This window comes from Stenotrophomonas sp. RIT-551, assembly GCF_026241915.1.
Classification (GTDB): domain Bacteria; phylum Pseudomonadota; class Gammaproteobacteria; order Xanthomonadales; family Xanthomonadaceae; genus Stenotrophomonas; species Stenotrophomonas bentonitica_A.
This window is the reverse complement of the sequence record NZ_JAPJIU010000004.1, coordinates 221,724-235,670: the sequence shown is the minus strand read 5'-3', so window position 1 is coordinate 235,670 and position 13,947 is coordinate 221,724. Positions and strand designations below refer to the sequence as shown.

Genomic DNA, 13,947 nt, shown 5'->3' with positions numbered 1-13,947 from the left:
TGCCGTTCCCTTTCCTGTTGCGGCCAGTATCCGCTTGCTCCGGCCGCTTGAAAAACGGATAGTTTCGCAAGCCATCATCGAAAATTTCGAATGCTCAAGCTCAGCCTCGACGCCCTGCAGATCCTGGACGCCATCGACCGCCGTGGCTCGTTCGCCGCGGCCGGCAAGGCCCTGCACAAGGTGCCCTCGACCATCTCCTACACGGTCGCCAAGCTGGAAGAAGACCTGGGCGTTCAGCTGTTCGACCGGGTCGGGCCGCGCGCGCACCTGACCCCGGCCGGGGAGGCGCTGCTGGAGGAGGGGCGCCATCTGCTGCGGGCCGCCCGCGAGCTGGAGATGCGGGTGCGGCGCGTCGCCTCCGGCTGGGAAGCCGAGCTGACCGTGGCGGTCGATTCGATGTTCGTACCGGCGCTGCTGGCCGAGGACGTACGAGCCTTCAATGCGGTGGCCGAACAGACCCGGATGCGGCTGGTCACTGAATCGCTCTCGGGCACGTGGGAGGCATTGCTGGACCGGCGCGCGGACCTGCTGGTCGGCGCGGCGGGTGAGGGGCCCAGTGGCGGCGGCTATGTAGTCGAGCCGATGGGCGTGGTGCGCTTCGTGTTCGCCGTCTCGCCCTCCCATCCATTGGCGGCCGCGCCCGAACCGTTGGGCCGTGAGCAGCTGGCCACCCACTGCGCGATCGCCGTGGCCGATTCGGCACGGCGGCTGCTGCCGCGTACGGTGGGCCTGCTGATGGGGCAGGAAACGGTCACCGTGCCGGACATGGTCAGCAAGTTCCGCCTGCAGTGCGCCGGGCTCGGTTTCGGTTTCCTGCCCGAGCCGTATGTGCAGCAGGCGGTGCGGGAAGGCCGGCTGGTGATCAAACAGGTCGAGGAACCCAAACCGGACGAGACGTTCTGGCTGGCCTGGCGCACCGGCGAGGAGGGGGCCGCATTACGCTGGTGGCGGGAGCGGATGCAGCGCCCGGAGGTGCTGGCGGGCTGGTGGCCCACCATGGAACGCTGGCTGGGCTGATCGCAGGCCGGGCAGGGGCCTGCGGCGATGCCGCTGCCCGTCCGTTCAAGCTGAATGTTGGCTTGGCTGTCATCGGATGGTCATCTGGATGCGATAGAGCGCCGTCGGCGTGATCGGTACCCTGCGCGACTCGTCTGGTTTTTCCGATTCCGCCCATGAAGCGCTTGCTGCTGTTGCTGCTGGCCGGGGCTGGCCTGTGGCTGGCTGCCTGCTCTTCCTTGACCTCCACCGCTGCCTCGACCTCGTTGAGTGATCGCCTGATCGCGCCCGGCGGCGTATCCACGCTGCTGGACATGCCGCGCATCGCCGAAGCGGTGGAGAGCGTGCCCAACCGGCATGGCCGGGTGACCGGGCGCGCGGGCGTGCCGATCTTCTGGCGTGCGTTCGACCCTGGTCAGTACGGGTTGCATTACCAGTACCTGGCCCAGCAGCACGACAATGGCGAGCCGCTGCGCACCGGCATGGCGCTGGACCTGCCGCACCCGTTCCGTGCGCAGGCACCGCGCGGCACGGTGGTGCTGCTGCACGGCTGGATGATGAACGGTGATGCGATGCTGCCGTGGTCGCTGCAGCTGGCGCAGTCCGGCTACCGCGTGGTCACCATCGACCTGCGCAACCACGGCCATTCGGGTGCGGGACCGTCGGGCTACGGCACCTTCGAATCGGATGACGTGGTCGATGTCATCGCGGCGCTGAAGGCGCGTGGTGAAGTGGTCGGGCCGTTGTACCTGTTCGGGGTGTCCTATGGCGCTGCCACTGCGCTGTTCACCGCGGACAAGCTCGGCGACCAGGTCACCGGCGTGGTGGCGATGGAGTCTTTCGCCAATGCCGGCGATGCCATCCGCAGCATGATCCCGCACCTGATGTCACTGCAGCCGACGGCATGGAAAGCGCAGGCGATGGCCGCCTACGGACGTTGGCGCTATGGCGGTCAGGATGTCGACCAGGTGATCGCCGCCGCCAGCCAGCGGCTGGACCTGGATCTGGACCGCGTCGATGTCACCCGCGCGCTGGCCGACAGCCGCGCCTGCGTGCTGCTGCTGCATGGCCAGGACGACCAGCACGTGCCGGTCGGGCAGGGGCGCCGCCTGGCGGCCGCCAGCCCGCGCGTGCACTACATCGAGCTGCGTGGCGAAGACCACATCACGCTGCCGCTGCGCGTGGATCTGCTGGGCAGTGTGGTGGATGACTGGCTGGCGCATGATGGCCACGCCGGTGGGGCGTGCCCCGCGCCGGAACTGCCGGGTGAAGCCGACCTGATGGCGATGCAGGCGGCACAGGCGCACGCCCCGCCGCAGGGGTGACAGCTGGGGACAACGCAAAAAAAAACAGCAACCGATGGCTGCTGTTTTCGTCGATGCAATGGTGCGCCCGGAGAGATTCGAACTCCCGACCGCCTGGTTCGTAGCCAGGTACTCTATCCAACTGAGCTACGGGCGCATTTGCATTGTCTGGTTGTGTGTCCTGCCGCGCGTGTTGCCACGTTCGACGGGAAGGCAGGCAAGCCTGCCATTCGATGTAATGGTGCGCCCGGAGAGATTCGAACTCCCGACCGCCTGGTTCGTAGCCAGGTACTCTATCCAACTGAGCTACGGGCGCATTTACATCGAATTTTCATTACTGATACCGACGGCGAAATCGATACCCTGTTGATGGTGCGCCCGGAGAGATTCGAACTCCCGACCGCCTGGTTCGTAGCCAGGTACTCTATCCAACTGAGCTACGGGCGCGTCAACAGGAGCGGAATTATGCGGATCGGCGTCGCATTCGTCAACGGTTTTTGTGAAGGTCTTCATTCAAATGAATGAAAAAGGCGCTCCACCACGGCTTCCGGCGTTTTCATCCAGGCGAAGTGATCGGCACGCGTGCCCAGCGCCTGCGCACTCAACACGCTGAGCTGCGCACGCATGCCGGGCATCTTGGCCAGCAGGGCCTGCATCGAGGAAGGCGGTGCCAGCCAGTCGTGATCCATCACCACGGCAGTGGCCTGGCCCTGCAGGGTGCGCATGCCGGCCTCCAGATCGGTCGCCATGCCCGCCGCCGCATAGTGGTTGTTGAGGCCCACGCGTGACCAGTCGCGGATCAGGCCGCGCGCTTCCGTGCCGCCGAAGCCGAGCTTCTTGCCGTGCAGGACCCCTTGGCGCTGGGCCAGCCAGGGCAGGAAGCGGTACACCAGCGGCAGCGCCCAGCCGCGCGGGGCGGGGAAGGTGCGCCAGTACGGCGTGCCGCTGGCGACCAGCCACACCCGTGCGAAGCGCTGCGGGTGCAACCCGCCGAAGCAGCAGGCCAGCTGACCGCCGAGGCTGTGGCCGCCGATGATCAGGGGCGTTACCGCGTCTTCGGGCATCTGGGCCAGGCTGGCCGGCAGGTCGTGTTCGAGGATCTCGCGATACCCCCAATCCTGCGTGCGCGACGGCCGCAGGCGGCTGCTGCCGTTGCCGCGCCACTCATGCAGGTACACCGCGATGCCACGCGCCGCGAGCGCATCGGCGTAGGGCAGGTAGTGGCGCGCGGCCACGCCCAGCGCCGGCAGCCACAGCAGGCGTGCGCGTGGCTGCGTGGGCACGCGTGCCAGCAGTTCGAAGCGATGGCCATCGCCGGTCTGCACGGGCAGGGGAGAGGCGTCGATCATGCCGGGCGTGCCGCGCCGAAGTGGTCGATCACCAGCACCTCGCTGCGGCCCGGGTAGTAACCGCTCTGCAGGCCACGCGCGACGTAGTCGATGGCCGCTTCGCAGGCGTTCGGCAACGACAACCCCTGGCACAGCTGCGCGGCGATCGCCGAGGCCAACGTGCAGCCGGTGCCGTGCGCATCCACCGGCAACCGGGCGTGGATGAACTCGTCGCGGGTGACGCCGTCGAAGTAGCGATCGATCACGCGGCTGCCTTCATCCAGATGGCCGCCCTTGAGCAGTACCGCGCCGGCACCCAGCTCGAGCAGCGCGTCGGCGGCATCTTCGGCGTCTTCGGCGGTGACAATGCGGCGGCCGAGCAGCAGCTCGGCTTCCGGCGTGTTGGGCGTGAGCAGCGTGGCCAGTGGAACCAGGCGCGTGCGCATGGCCTCCAGGGCGGCGTCTTCAAGCAGTTTGGCACCGCTGGTGGCGACCATCACCGGATCCAGCACGACATGCGGCGGGCGGTGCTTTTCCAGCGCGTCGGCCACCAGGCCGATCACCTCGGCATTGGCGAGCATGCCCAGCTTCACCGCATGGATATCGAAATCGGCGAAGCAGGCGTCGATCTGCGCCTGCAGGAACTCCAGTGGCGGCACGTGCACGGCGGTGACGCCGCGGGTGTTCTGTGCGGTCAGCGCGGCAATCGCCGAAAGGCCATGTACGCGATGGGCGGCGAAGGCCTTCAGGTCGGCCTGGATGCCTGCGCCACCGCCGGAATCGGAGCCGGCGATGGTCAGGGCGGAAACGGGGCTGGAAGGCGTCATGCCTGGATTGTGCAATGTTTGCCGCCGTATTGCTGCCGCGCCGTCAGCGCGCCCGCAGCAGCGCCCACTGCCGGTACAGCACGTAGCCCAGCCCGGTGCCGCCGGTCAGCAGGGCAGGCGCCAGCAGCGCGTCATAACCGAAGCGCAGGAACAACCCGGCGCCGATCACGCCGCCAGCCAGGAAACCGCTGACGATCAGGCCGCTCAGGGTCAGCCGCCGGATCGGCAGTGGCAGGCCGCGCAGCAGGTGACCCAGGCCGATGCCCAGGTCGGTGAACATGCCGCTGAGATGGGTGGTGCGCACCACCGCCCCGCTGAACGTGGTCGCCATCGCGTTCTGCAGGCCGCAGGCCATCGCCGCCGCGAGCGCGCCCCAGATCTGCTGCTGTTTGAACAGCGGGATCGCGATCAGCAGCAACAGCGATTCCAGCGCCAGCACCACGCCATAGCGGCGGCCCAGCTGCAGGCCGCTGTCCTGGATGATCACGCCGCTGAGCGTGGCACCCACGCAGAAGGCGATCAGCAGTCCCCACAGATGCCCGACCACGCGCCAGTCGCGCTGGGCCAGCGCCATGCCGAGCTGGCTGGTGGTGCCGGTCATGTGGCTGACCGCCTGGTGCTCGAAGCCGAGGAAGCCGACCACGTTGACCATTCCGGCCACGCAGGACAGCGCGATCGCGCCGATCCAGACCCAGGTGGGCAGCCGGATGCTCATCCGGCGCGTGTGGTCGGGGTCACGGCACGATCAACGGCCCGCAGGCGGGCCGTTGAACTGCACATCCGAGAAACTGCCGCTGGCCGGATCGAACAGAGCGCCCCAGAACTGCGCGCCGCCATCGCAGACCCGGATGGCATCGCGCGCCGGGTCGATATCGGCATCGTCGGGCAGATGGAAGGCGTTGAGATAGATCAGCTGGCGGCCGTCCATTTCGATGCCCACGTATTGGCGGTCGAAATCGGCCGCCTTGGGCACCTGCGCCTCCAGCGACGGCAACTGGGCTTCCAGCTGTTCGACCTGTTGGCGGCTGGGGGCCCAGTAGCCGGTGACGCGCCCCGGCTCGCGGCCGGGGCTGGAGCGTGAGCAGGTATCCAGGACCTGGGCGGCGACGACCGGTCGCGTCACCACCCAGGACTGGCCGGTCTTGACCGCGGTCGGGACGCTGGCGCCCGGCCGTGTATTGGCAGGCGTGCAGGCGGCCGCCAGCGCAGCAAGCGCCAGCGGCAGGACCGCACGGGACAGGAAGCGGCTCACAACACCTCCGAAGCGTAATCGGCCAGGCGCGAACGCTCGCCACGGCGCAGCGTGATGTGCGCGCTGTGCGGCCAGTTCTTGAAGCGATCCACCGCGTAGGTCAGGCCCGAGGTGGTCTCGGTCAGGTACGGGGTATCGATCTGTTCCACGTTGCCCAGGCACACGATCTTGGTGCCGGGGCCGGCACGGGTGATCAGGGTCTTCATCTGCTTGGGAGTGAGGTTCTGCGCTTCATCCAGGATCAGATAACGCGACAGGAAGGTGCGGCCACGCATGAAGTTCAGCGAGCGGATCTTGATCCGGCTGGCGATCAGGTCGTTGGTCGCCGCCCGGCCCCACGCGCCGCCTTCCTGGGTATGCGTTAGCACTTCCAGGTTGTCGGTCAGCGCGCCCATCCACGGCGTCATCTTTTCTTCCTCGGTACCGGGCAGGAAGCCGATGTCCTCGCCAACGCTGACCGTGGCGCGGGTCATGATGATCTCGCGGTAGCGCTGCTGGTCCATGGTCTGGGCCAGGCCGGCGGCCAGCGCGAGCAGCGTCTTGCCGGTACCGGCGGTGCCGAGCAGGGTGACGAAATCGATCTCCGGGTCCATCAGCGCGTTGAGCGCGAAGTTCTGCTCGCGGTTGCGCGCGCTGATGCCCCAGACCGCGTGGCTGCCATGGCGGAAATCGTTGACCAGCGACAGCGTGATCTTCTCACCGTCTACCTTGGCCACGCGCAGTTCGACTTCATCATCGCCGGGCAGGTAGGCGTACTGGTTGGGATGCCAGTTCTCGTCTTCGCTGGCGATGATTTCGTAACTGGTGCGTCCCTTGTCGCTCCAGCTGCGCAGGTTGTCGGTATGCTTCTTCCAGAAGTCTTCCGGCAGCTCGGTGGCACCGGTGTAGAGCAGGCTGAAATCGTCGAGCGCGCGGTCGTTTTCGTAGTCTTCGGAGACGATGCCGGCAATGGCCGCCTTGATCCGCAGGTTGATGTCCTTGGAAACGAACACCACCGGAATCTCCGGCACCTGCTCCTTCAGGGCCAGGATCGCGCCGAGGATGGCGTTATCGGGAATGACCGCGCCGAAGCTCTTGCCGGCGTCGAAGTGGCTGGTCTGGAAGCGCAGCAGGCCCACGCTCTGCTTGCCGCGCAGCTGCAGCCCGTTCGGGCGCTGCAGTGGAATGCCGTCGGCCAGGTTCTCCAGGCCCGAAGCCTGCACCAGTTCATTGAGGAAACGGCTGACCTGGCGCGCGTTGCGGCTGGCCTCGGTGGTGCCCTTCTTGCCGTTGTCCAGCTCTTCGATCACCTGCATCGGCAGGTAGACATCATGCTCCTCGAACTTGAACAGCGCGGTCGGATCGTGCATGAGCACGTTGGTATCCAGTACGTAGATGCGCTTGCCTCGGGTCATCGTCAATTCCTGGTGGCAGAACAGGGACAAGCCATCACGACCTGCGGGGCAGGGTGATGGCCATTGGGGGTGCCGGGGTGGTCACTGGGTTTTCGCGGCCTTCAGGGCTTCAAGGACGGTGTCTGCGTGGCCGGCCACTTTGACCTTGCGCCACGCCTGCACGATACGACTGTCCGGCGAAATGAGGAAGGTGCTGCGCTCGATGCCGCGCACCTGCTTGCCGTACATGTTCTTCAGCTTGATCACGTCGAACGCGGTGCACAGTGCTTCATCGCCATCGCTGATCAGCGGGAAGGCGAAGCCCTGCTTGGCGCAGAAGTTGTCGTGGGATTTGACCGAATCGCGGGAAACGCCGAACACGCGGGCGCCGGCCTGGGTGAACTGCGGGAGCAGTGCGTTGAAATCGATGCCCTCGGTGGTGCAGCCCGGGGTGCTGTCCTTGGGGTAGAAGTACAGTACCAGCCACTGGCCGGCCAGATCGCCGAGGGTGGTGGTCTCGCCGCCGGACAAGGCCAGCGGCAGTGCGAGGGTGGTGCTGTCCAGGGTGTCGCCGTCGTTCATGGGTTCCTTTCCGGATCCTGGGGTAGATCTACTACAACTGCATGAAACCCCGCGCGCCCGTGACGAGCGCGCGAAACATCAGAACTTCATCGGGTCCATGATCGCATCGAGGTTGAGGTGATCGCAGAACTCGAGGAAATCATCGCGCAGCGCGGCGATGTGCATGTTGGCCGGCACACCGATCGTGACCTGCGCGGAGAACATTTCCGCACCGGTCTGCATCGCGCGGTAACGCGTGCTCTGCAGGTTTTCGATGGTGATGCCCTGGCGGTCGAAGAAATCGGCCAGCTGGAACAGGATCCCCGGCTTGTCGGCGGCGATCACTTCCACGATGTAGGGCAGCAGGTTGGACTGCGCCTGCTTGGCACCGGTGCGGTACCAGACCAGCTTCAGGCCTTCCTCACGCTCCAGCCGGGTCAGCATCGCCTCCAGCTTGGCCACCGAGTCCCACGAGCCGGTGGCCAGCGCGGTGACGGAGACGTCGCGGCCGACCGTGGCCAGGCGGGCATCGACCAGATTGCAGCCACTGTCGGCGATACGCCGGGTCACAGGCAGCAGGGGGGACTCCGGATGCGTCGTATAGGCGTTGATCAGGAGGTGGTTTTCGGTCGGCGCAGGCCGCGGCGTGGTGTCGGTCAAGATGGTTCCGGGTGATGCAAGGTGAGTCTGAACGGCCGGACGACGGCACGTTCGCCGGAGTCCAGCATACTTGCCCGCGCTTTCGACCCGCAAGTAACATGCAACGTACATCTGGCCGGCGTTTGCGCAGGCACGGTGCCCCCTTTCTTCCGAGCACGATGTCCTTGTCCCTTTCCGGTCTCATCACCGCGCTGGCGACGCCCTTCCAGGCGAACGGCGCATTGGATCCCGACGGTTGGCAGCGCCTGCTGCATCTGCAACTGGAGGGTGGTGTTCACGGGGTGGTGGTGGCCGGTTCGACCGGTGAAGCCGCGGCCCTGTCCGACGACGAATACGACCAGTTGCTGCGCAGTGCGGTCAAAACCGTCGCCGGGCGCATCCCGGTATTGGCCGGCACCGGCCTGTCCGGGACGGCCAAAACGATCGAGCAGACCCGCCGGGCGGCCGCCAATGGCGCCACGCACGCGCTGGTGGTGACCCCGCCGTACGTGCGCCCCACCCAGGAAGGCCTGATCGCGCATTATCGCGCGGTGGCCGACCAGGGCGGCCTGCCGGTCATCCTGTACAACGTGCCCGGCCGCACCGGCTGCGACATGTTGCCCGCGACCGTAGCCGAGCTGGCCAGCCACCCGAACATCGTCGGCATCAAGGAAGCGGTGGGCGATATCGGCCGCGTGCATGCCCTGCTGGCCCTGCGTTCGCCGGATTTCGCCATCCTCAGTGGCGACGACGGCACGGCCGCGCGCTCGATCCTGTCCGGCGTGGACGGCCTGATCTCGGTCGGTTCCAACGCCTTGCCGGGTGCCTACCGGCGGATGTGCGACCTGGCAGCGGCCGGTGAGCGCGAGGCGACCGAGTCGTGGGATGCCCGTCTGGAGCCCTTCCATGAATTCTGCGGCGTGGAGTCCAACCCGATCCCGGTGAAGGACCTGCTGCGCCGGATCGGCATTGGTGACGGCCTGCGCCTGCCGCTGCTGCCCCTGTCTGCGGCCCATCACGCCGCTGCCGAACACCTGGCCACCGATATCGGTGCGCTGGAAGCACTATCCAACCACTGACCACAGTGGTCACCCAGGAGATTCCCATGCGTCAATCCGTTTCCGCCATCCGCGTGCTGTCCTTCGCGATCCTGGCTACCGCCACCCTCGTCGGCACCACCGGTTGCTTCAAGCGCGGTGCCAAGGGCGACTACGCCCTGGCCCCGGAAGTGCGTCCGCTGGAAGTGCCGCCGGATCTGAACGTCCCGGCCGGCCAGGCCGCCGCCACCGCCGCCACCAGCTCCACGCTGGCCTCGCAGTCTGCGCGTCCGGCGCCGTCCTCGACCCAGGCACCGGCCAACAATGCCGGGTTCACCGTGCCGGGCACCAAGGAAGAGGTGTTCGCCAAGGTCGGCACCGCGCTGGAGTCCGTTGAAGGCGTGAAGATCGCCAGCAAGGCACAGCTGCTGGGTTCCTATGACGTGGCCTTCGAAGGCAGCGACTTCCTGGTCCGCGTGGTGGCCGTCGATGCCGGCGCCTATGTGTCGGCCGTGGATCCGCGTGGCCTGCCGGCGACCGCTGCCGCACCGACCAAGCTGCTGGGTGAGCTGAAGGCGAAGCTGGCTCCGTAAAAGCGCCAGCGGCCGGCACTACCGAAGCTGCGGGTCAGAGAAACGAAAAGGGCGCCCTCGGCGCCCTTTTTGTTGCTGCCAGCGCCGGAAGGCTCAGCGTTCCAGCAGCTTCAGCTTGTCCGGCTTGCCGTCCCATTCGCCGGCGTCGGCAGGCGGGTCCTTGCGCACGGTGAGCACCGGCCAGGCCTGGGCCAGTTCGGCGTTCAGGGCGACGAACACTTCCTGCCCGGCGGGCACGTCGTCTTCGGGGAAGATCGCGTTGACCGGGCACTCCGGTTCGCACAGGGTGCAGTCGATGCACTCATCCGGGTCGATCACCAGGAAGTTGGGGCCTTCGTGGAAGCAATCCACGGGGCACACTTCCACGCAATCGGTGTGTTTGCACTTGATGCAGTTTTCAGTGACGACGAAAGGCATGGGGAAATCCGGCGTTAAGCCGACCAATTCTAGAACAGGTTGTGCCTGAATGCTGGGGCCGTGCGCTCAGCCGAGCAGGCCGCGCTGCCGTGCAAGACGGTACAGGCCCCGCGCCGCAAGGCTTTCAGGTGCATCGACGGGGGTCCTGTGGAGCACCTTCAGCGCGTGGGCATAGCGCGTGGTCAGCGTGGAACTGCCCACCAGGTGCACCTCGGCCCCGGGCGCGGCCAGGTCGCGGATTTCATGGCCGAGCAACAGACCGGAGAGATAGGAGGGGGCGGCCGAAGGCGCGAGTCGCTCGAACAGGCCCAACGCACGCACGCCGAACAGGTGGTGCAGCAGGCCATCGGCATCGCCGCTGCGCTGCACGCCTTGGGCGAAGGCGATGGCATCCAAACCATCGCCGTCGTCCATCAGGCGGCCGAGCAGGCTGTGCTGGCGCAGCAGCGCGAACACCTCGCCGGTCATGGCGGTCGCAAAACCGGTGATCGCCCCATCGTGCAGCGTTGCCCACTTGCTGTGCGTACCAGGCAGGCAGACATGGGCGTGGCCTGCGCGGGTGTCCAGGCCGAACAATTGGGTTTCTTCGCCGCGCATCACATCCGGCGTCCCGCCCGCGCCCTGGACGGCCACGCCAGGCACGAACCAGAGATCACGGCCAGGCAGCCGTGCATCGTGATGCAACTGCAGCGCTGCGGCGAGATCGGCCAGCCCGGCCGGGCAGGGCAGGTAGGCCTGCTCGATCCAGCCATTGCGGCTGCCGATCATCCCGCTGAGCAGGATCGTGCTGTCCGGCCAGCCATCGACCAGCCCGGCCAGCACGTCGGCGTAGTTGCCATCGCAGTGCAGTATTCCGCGCGCACTGGCGCGCTGCTCAAGGGTGGCACCGTGCTGGTCCAGCCGGTAGCCGCGCAGGCTGCTGCTGCCCCAGTCAACGGCGATCATCCGCGGATCCGGCTCTCGGGCAGGCCAGGCTGCGCCTGGCGCGCGCTGAACAGGCTGCCGGCGTGCGTGCTTGCGGCCAATTCCTCCGGCGTGTGGTCCAGCCGCGAGCTGATCACGTACAAGGTACGCAGGTCATTGCCGCCGAAGGCCACGCAGGTGGGGTGTTTGACCGGCACCGGCTGGACCTGCAACAGGGTGCCATCGGGTGCATAGCAGCTGACCTGGCGCGCGCGCCATTGCGCGTTCCAGACCCGTCCGGCCGCATCGACGGCCGAGCCATCCGGTTCGGCCGCCGTATCGGCCAGGGCGGTGAATTCGCGCACGTTGCGGGTGCTGGCTTGCTCGGGGTCGTAATCGCAGGCCATGATCCGCGGCGATACCGAGTCGCACCAGTACATCGTGCGGCCATCCAGGCTGAAGCTGATCGCATTGGAAATCACGATGCCCGGCAGCGGCAGCTCGCGCAGGCCGTGGCGGGTGGAGTACTGGTAGAAGCGGCCATCGGCAGCGCGCTCGGGGTGCTCGTTCATGGTGCCGAACACGAAATTGCCGTGACGATCGGCGCGGCCATCATTGCTGCGGGTATAGGGCTTGTAGGGCTCCACATCGGCAAGCCACTGCAGGGGCAGGGTGTCGTCGGTGGCGCTGGCAAGATCTGCGCGGTGCAGCGAGCTGACCAACGCCACCAGCAAGGTGCCGTCGTCGAACAGGCCGATGCAGCCGGGGCGGTCAGGCAGCACCCAGTAGCGGTGGGTGCCGCGCGCGGGGTGGTGCTCCCACAGCCGGCGCTCGGCGATGTCGATCCACAACACGCTCTGCCGCTGTTCGCACCAGAGCACGCCTTCGCCATGGGTGCAGCGGCTGTCCACCACCAGCGTGGCCGGGGCCAGCTCAACGCTCATCGCCACTCACCATTCGGCAACGGAGCCGTCGCTGTGGCGCCAGATCGGGTTGCGCCAGTCAGGCGGGTTTTCATGGGCATGGCGCAGGCGCTCCTCATCGATTTCCACGCCCAGCCCGGGTTTGGGCAGGGCGGCGATGCTGCCATGGTCGCAGTGGAAGTCATCCTTGTTCAACACGTAATCGAGCAGATCGGCGCCCTGGTTGTAGTGGATGCCGATGCTCTGTTCCTGCAGCACCGCGTTGTGCGAGACGAAATCCAACTGCAGGCAGGCCGCGAGCGCGACCGGGCCCAGCGGGCAGTGCGGCGCGAGCGCGACATCGTAGGCTTCGGCCATCGCCGCGATCTTCAGGCACTCGGTGAGGCCACCGGCATGCGAGAGATCCGGTTGCAGCAACGACAGACCGCCGTTGGCGAGGACCTGCTTGAATTCGAAGCGCGAGTACATGCGCTCACCGGCCGCCAGTGGAATCGAGGTGGCCGCGGCCAGGCGCGGGTAGTACTCGGCCTGCTCCGGAAGGACCGGCTCTTCAACGAACAGTGGCCGGTATGGCTCCAGTTCCTTGAGCAGGACCCGGGCCATCGGTGCGCCCACCCGGCCATGGAAATCCACGCCGAAATCGATGCTGTCGCCGAATGCATCGCGCAGCGCGGCGACCTTGGCGATGGCGGCATCCACGCGGCGGGGGCTGTCCAGCAGCTGCATCTCTTCAGTGCCGTTGAACTTGAACGTATCAAAGCCGAGCGCGCGGTACCGATGTACCTGCTCGACCAGATCGGCCGGCCGGTCGCCGCCCACCCAGCGGTAGGTCTTCATCCGATCGCGCACCAGGCCCCCCAGCAACTGGTAGACCGGCACGCCGAGCGCCTTGCCCTTGATGTCCCACAGCGCCTGGTCGATGCCGGCGATGGCGCTCATCAGGATCGCGCCGCCGCGGTAGAAGCCGCCGCGGTACATCGTCTGCCACAGGTCGTTGATCCGGGTCGGGTCCTTGCCGATCAGATACGCCGACAGCTCATGCACGGCGGCGTCCACCGTGCGTGCGCGGCCTTCGATCACCGGTTCGCCCCAGCCGACGATGCCCTCGTCGGTCTCGATCTTCAGGAACAGCCAACGCGGTGCGGCGTGATAGGTAACCAGTCGGGTGATCTTCATCCGTGCGTAGTCCGGTAGGCCTGGAGGAACGCCTGGGCCTGCTCGCGGGTACGCTGCAGCGGCTGGGCGGGTTGATAGAGATCGCCCCCGATCCCGGCACCGACCGCACCGGCGGCAAGGTAGCTGGCGAGGGAGTCCGGGGTCACGCCGCCGACCACGTACAACGGCAGCTCGCGCGGCAATACCGAGCGCAGGGCGCGCACGTGGCCCGGGCCATAGGTGGCCGCAGGGAACAGCTTGAGCATCTGCGCACCGGCATCGATCGCATCGAATGCCTCGCTGGCGGTGGCGAACCCGGCCATCACCTGCAGGCCGCGATCCACCGCGTGGCGGATCAGCGCCGGCCGCGTGTTGGGGGTGACGATGAAGCGTGCGCCGATCTCCACCAATGCGTCCACCTGCTGTTCGCGCAGCACGGTGCCGCCCCCGATCCAGGCCTGTGCACCGAACGCGCGCTGCGCGCCGGCGATGCTGTCTTCCCAGCGTGGCGAGTTCAGCGGGACTTCGATCGCATCGAAGCCGGCATCCACCAGTGCGCCGACGTGAGCGAGGGTGTCTTCGGGGGTGATGCCGCGCAGGATCGCGACAAGCGGCAGATGGAAGGTCGGTGCGGTCATG

At 67.0% G+C, this 13,947-nt stretch carries 16 protein-coding genes and 3 tRNA genes; 4 read left to right on the top strand and 15 right to left on the bottom strand.

The genetic code is table 11. The features are described 5' to 3' along the window. The first annotated feature begins 90 nt into the window (after positions 1 to 90). Entirely contained in the window at positions 91 to 1,017 is a 927-nt protein-coding gene (locus ORK51_RS07310) for a LysR family transcriptional regulator (RefSeq protein ID WP_266084641.1), read from the top strand. Positions 1,018 to 1,172: 155 nt separating this feature from the next. After that, complete coding sequence (locus tag ORK51_RS07305) at positions 1,173 to 2,321, top strand: alpha/beta fold hydrolase (RefSeq protein WP_266084640.1); 1,149 nt, start codon at positions 1,173 to 1,175, stop codon at positions 2,319 to 2,321. Between the two features lie 59 nt (positions 2,322 to 2,380). Here the strand turns inward: ORK51_RS07305 and ORK51_RS07300 are convergent. The 10 genes from ORK51_RS07300 to ORK51_RS07255 all read right to left on the bottom strand — a co-directional run bounded on the left by ORK51_RS07300 (position 2,381) and on the right by ORK51_RS07255 (position 8,301). Further along, positions 2,381 to 2,457 (bottom strand) — tRNA-Arg (locus tag ORK51_RS07300). A gap of 82 nt (positions 2,458 to 2,539) precedes the next feature. Beyond that, positions 2,540 to 2,616, bottom strand: a tRNA-Arg gene (locus ORK51_RS07295). A gap of 54 nt (positions 2,617 to 2,670) precedes the next feature. Beyond that, positions 2,671 to 2,747: transfer RNA gene (locus ORK51_RS07290), tRNA-Arg, on the bottom strand. A 62-nt stretch (positions 2,748 to 2,809) separates the two neighbouring features. Continuing rightward, the gene (locus ORK51_RS07285) at positions 2,810 to 3,649 is read right to left on the bottom strand and encodes an alpha/beta hydrolase family protein (protein WP_266084639.1); all 840 of its coding nucleotides are present in this window, start codon (positions 3,647 to 3,649) and stop codon (positions 2,810 to 2,812) included. Beyond that, positions 3,646 to 4,455 (bottom strand): bifunctional hydroxymethylpyrimidine kinase/phosphomethylpyrimidine kinase, encoded by an 810-nt coding sequence (gene thiD, locus ORK51_RS07280; protein ID WP_019183302.1) that lies wholly within the window; start codon positions 4,453 to 4,455, stop codon positions 3,646 to 3,648. The genes ORK51_RS07285 and thiD overlap by 4 nt, the downstream gene beginning before the upstream one ends. A 43-nt stretch (positions 4,456 to 4,498) precedes the next feature. Next, the gene (locus ORK51_RS07275; protein ID WP_019183301.1) at positions 4,499 to 5,170 is read right to left on the bottom strand and encodes a YoaK family protein; all 672 of its coding nucleotides are present in this window, start codon (positions 5,168 to 5,170) and stop codon (positions 4,499 to 4,501) included. Positions 5,171 to 5,200: 30 nt separating this feature from the next. Beyond that, positions 5,201 to 5,707 carry a hypothetical protein gene (locus ORK51_RS07270; RefSeq protein WP_429000626.1) on the bottom strand — a complete coding sequence of 169 codons (507 nt, stop codon included), beginning with the start codon at positions 5,705 to 5,707 and terminating at the stop codon, positions 5,201 to 5,203. Beyond that, complete coding sequence (locus tag ORK51_RS07265) at positions 5,704 to 7,101, bottom strand: PhoH family protein (RefSeq protein WP_019183299.1); 1,398 nt, start codon at positions 7,099 to 7,101, stop codon at positions 5,704 to 5,706. The genes ORK51_RS07270 and ORK51_RS07265 overlap by 4 nt, the downstream gene beginning before the upstream one ends. A gap of 81 nt (positions 7,102 to 7,182) precedes the next feature. After that, a complete protein-coding gene (locus tag ORK51_RS07260) occupies positions 7,183 to 7,662 on the bottom strand; it encodes a peroxiredoxin (RefSeq protein ID WP_019183298.1) in 480 nt (159 codons plus the stop codon). Between the two features lie 78 nt (positions 7,663 to 7,740). Further along, entirely contained in the window at positions 7,741 to 8,301 is a 561-nt protein-coding gene (locus tag ORK51_RS07255; protein ID WP_019183297.1) for a glycine cleavage system transcriptional repressor, read from the bottom strand. A gap of 164 nt (positions 8,302 to 8,465) precedes the next feature. Here ORK51_RS07255 and dapA point away from each other — a divergent pair, with 164 nt between their 5' ends. Continuing rightward, positions 8,466 to 9,359 (top strand): 4-hydroxy-tetrahydrodipicolinate synthase, encoded by an 894-nt coding sequence (gene dapA, locus ORK51_RS07250; RefSeq protein WP_026069793.1) that lies wholly within the window; start codon positions 8,466 to 8,468, stop codon positions 9,357 to 9,359. A 26-nt stretch (positions 9,360 to 9,385) separates the two neighbouring features. Further along, positions 9,386 to 9,910 carry a hypothetical protein gene (locus tag ORK51_RS07245; RefSeq protein WP_019183295.1) on the top strand — a complete coding sequence of 175 codons (525 nt, stop codon included), beginning with the start codon at positions 9,386 to 9,388 and terminating at the stop codon, positions 9,908 to 9,910. 93 nt (positions 9,911 to 10,003) lie between these two features. Here the strand turns inward: ORK51_RS07245 and fdxA are convergent, their stop codons facing one another. The 5 genes from fdxA to ORK51_RS07220 all read right to left on the bottom strand — a co-directional run bounded on the left by fdxA (position 10,004) and on the right by ORK51_RS07220 (position 13,946). Further along, positions 10,004 to 10,327, bottom strand: a complete 324-nt coding sequence (fdxA, locus tag ORK51_RS07240; protein ID WP_019183294.1) for a ferredoxin FdxA — start codon at positions 10,325 to 10,327, stop codon at positions 10,004 to 10,006. A gap of 66 nt (positions 10,328 to 10,393) precedes the next feature. Beyond that, positions 10,394 to 11,272 carry a 2-dehydro-3-deoxygalactonokinase gene (locus ORK51_RS07235; protein WP_266084638.1) on the bottom strand — a complete coding sequence of 293 codons (879 nt, stop codon included), beginning with the start codon at positions 11,270 to 11,272 and terminating at the stop codon, positions 10,394 to 10,396. Next, a complete protein-coding gene (locus ORK51_RS07230; protein WP_266084637.1) occupies positions 11,269 to 12,174 on the bottom strand; it encodes an SMP-30/gluconolactonase/LRE family protein in 906 nt (301 codons plus the stop codon). The genes ORK51_RS07235 and ORK51_RS07230 overlap by 4 nt, the downstream gene beginning before the upstream one ends. Before the next feature lie 6 nt (positions 12,175 to 12,180). Then, positions 12,181 to 13,329: a galactonate dehydratase gene (gene dgoD / locus ORK51_RS07225; protein WP_261997370.1), complete on the bottom strand. Its 1,149-nt coding sequence runs from the start codon at positions 13,327 to 13,329 to the stop codon at positions 12,181 to 12,183. After that, positions 13,326 to 13,946, bottom strand: coding sequence for a 2-dehydro-3-deoxy-6-phosphogalactonate aldolase (locus tag ORK51_RS07220; protein ID WP_019183289.1), 621 nt, complete (start codon positions 13,944 to 13,946; stop codon positions 13,326 to 13,328). The genes dgoD and ORK51_RS07220 overlap by 4 nt, the downstream gene beginning before the upstream one ends. Between the last annotated feature and the right edge of the window lies 1 nt (position 13,947).

Excerpts from the sequence above, each read along its gene's own strand:
- ORK51_RS07265 (WP_019183299.1), bottom strand. The coding sequence starts at position 7,101 with ATGACCCGAGGCAAGCGCATCTACGTACTGGATACCAACGTGCTCATG.
- dgoD (WP_261997370.1), bottom strand. The coding sequence starts at position 13,329 with ATGAAGATCACCCGACTGGTTACCTATCACGCCGCACCGCGTTGGCTG.
- thiD (WP_019183302.1), bottom strand. The coding sequence starts at position 4,455 with ATGACGCCTTCCAGCCCCGTTTCCGCCCTGACCATCGCCGGCTCCGAT.
- ORK51_RS07310 (WP_266084641.1), top strand. The coding sequence starts at position 91 with ATGCTCAAGCTCAGCCTCGACGCCCTGCAGATCCTGGACGCCATCGAC.
- ORK51_RS07230 (WP_266084637.1), bottom strand. The coding sequence starts at position 12,174 with ATGAGCGTTGAGCTGGCCCCGGCCACGCTGGTGGTGGACAGCCGCTGC.
- fdxA (WP_019183294.1), bottom strand. The coding sequence starts at position 10,327 with ATGCCTTTCGTCGTCACTGAAAACTGCATCAAGTGCAAACACACCGAT.
- ORK51_RS07275 (WP_019183301.1), bottom strand. The coding sequence starts at position 5,170 with ATGAGCATCCGGCTGCCCACCTGGGTCTGGATCGGCGCGATCGCGCTG.
- ORK51_RS07245 (WP_019183295.1), top strand. The coding sequence starts at position 9,386 with ATGCGTCAATCCGTTTCCGCCATCCGCGTGCTGTCCTTCGCGATCCTG.
- ORK51_RS07220 (WP_019183289.1), bottom strand. The coding sequence starts at position 13,946 with ATGACCGCACCGACCTTCCATCTGCCGCTTGTCGCGATCCTGCGCGGC.
- ORK51_RS07285 (WP_266084639.1), bottom strand. The coding sequence starts at position 3,649 with ATGATCGACGCCTCTCCCCTGCCCGTGCAGACCGGCGATGGCCATCGC.
- ORK51_RS07235 (WP_266084638.1), bottom strand. The coding sequence starts at position 11,272 with ATGATCGCCGTTGACTGGGGCAGCAGCAGCCTGCGCGGCTACCGGCTG.
- ORK51_RS07305 (WP_266084640.1), top strand. The coding sequence starts at position 1,173 with ATGAAGCGCTTGCTGCTGTTGCTGCTGGCCGGGGCTGGCCTGTGGCTG.
- ORK51_RS07260 (WP_019183298.1), bottom strand. The coding sequence starts at position 7,662 with ATGAACGACGGCGACACCCTGGACAGCACCACCCTCGCACTGCCGCTG.